At 65.3% G+C, this 1045-nt stretch carries 3 protein-coding genes; all 3 read right to left on the bottom strand.

Going from position 1 to position 1045, the window contains the following annotated elements; genetic code table 11:
- A partial coding sequence (locus CK240_RS17600; protein ID WP_135058936.1) for a hypothetical protein occupies nucleotides 1-295 on the bottom strand: 295 nt, incomplete at its 3' end.
- On the bottom strand, nucleotides 282-506 hold the full coding sequence (locus tag CK240_RS17595) for a hypothetical protein (protein WP_095641544.1): 225 nt from the start codon (nucleotides 504-506) through the stop codon (nucleotides 282-284). The genes CK240_RS17600 and CK240_RS17595, both read right to left, overlap by 14 nt.
- Nucleotides 503-649, bottom strand: coding sequence for a ribbon-helix-helix domain-containing protein (locus CK240_RS18805; RefSeq protein ID WP_167650109.1), 147 nt, complete (start codon nucleotides 647-649; stop codon nucleotides 503-505). Before CK240_RS18805 ends, CK240_RS17595 begins: the two co-directional genes overlap by 4 nt.
- Between the last annotated feature and the right edge of the window lie 396 nt (nucleotides 650-1045).

Below are 1045 nucleotides of genomic sequence, written 5' to 3'. Positions count from 1 at the left end.
CGGTCAGGGCGCGCACCTGGTCGGCCAGCGCGGCCAGCTTCCGGTCGGTCGCTTCCTGCCGCTCGAGGATCTCGGGCGGGATGATCGCCGGGGTCGGGTTGCCGGGCGGGGTGTCGTCAGGGGTGCCCGCCAGTGTCTTGCGCGCGGCCGCTGCCAGCACCTCGGCCGCATAGTCTGCCTGCGTCTGCTTGGCCTTCTTCGCCGCCTTGTTCAGCAGGCTGCGGAACTCGGGGGTGAAGGCGTCACCCTTCAACGTCAGCGTGGGGCGCCGGTCAGGGCGCTTAGCTGCGGTCACGGGTCAGCCTTTCCACGGCCGCCTCGAGGTTCGCCACCCGCTCGGCCAGGCTCGGCCAGGCCGTGGGGTCTTCCACCTCGATTAGCCATGCCTCGGCACGGGGCAGGAACGTGGGGTCGCCGCGCAGGCGGGCGGCCAGGTTCAACAGGAACTCGCGCGCTGCCTCGGGGGCCCGGACGTTGATCTGCGCCGTCTTCGGTTCGTCGGTCATTTCAGCAGTCCTTGCGCGCGGGCCCAATCGGTCAGGATTTTGACAACCAGCGACGACACGCTGCGGCTGTCCTGCTTGGCGGCCGTCTCGAGGGCGGCTTTCAGGTCCGGGTCCACGCGGAACCCCAACGGCGTCTTGCTCATGCTGTCCCCCTTGTAGGTAAACGTATGCACTCGGGGGCGTAGGACAGGCAAGCGGGTTCTGCACCCCCCTGTGGGTTGTCGTCTTCACCCCATTGTTGAGGATCACCCCGCAGTGGGTTGCTTTGCGGGGTGTTTTCGCCTCTCGGGTGCCCTTTGGTGGGTAACGAGTTTTATGTCATGCAACCCGCAAGCAACCCACGCGCGGCGCGGTTGTGCCAGGATAACGGCGCAAGCTATGCTCGAGGCGCACCTAGAAACCCAAGAGGAACCACGCATGTCAACCCAATCCGAAGACTATCAGAACCTCGAAAAGCTCGAGCGGCAACTGGTCGAAGAACGCCGCTTTGAGGTCGCTAGATTGGCACGAAACGACATGAGTCTAATGGATGCCGGTCA

It is taken from the genome of Paracoccus salipaludis (genome assembly GCF_002287065.1).
In the GTDB taxonomy this organism is placed as follows: Bacteria; Pseudomonadota; Alphaproteobacteria; order Rhodobacterales; family Rhodobacteraceae; genus Paracoccus; species Paracoccus salipaludis.
Note: the sequence above shows the minus strand (reverse complement) of the source record. Positions and strands in the feature narration are given on the sequence as shown.

Bases quoted from the DNA above. Each gene is read 5' to 3' on its own strand.
- CK240_RS17595 (WP_095641544.1), bottom strand. From the start codon at position 506: ATGACCGACGAACCGAAGACGGCGCAGATCAACGTCCGGGCCCCCGAG.
- CK240_RS18805 (WP_167650109.1), bottom strand. From the start codon at position 649: ATGAGCAAGACGCCGTTGGGGTTCCGCGTGGACCCGGACCTGAAAGCC.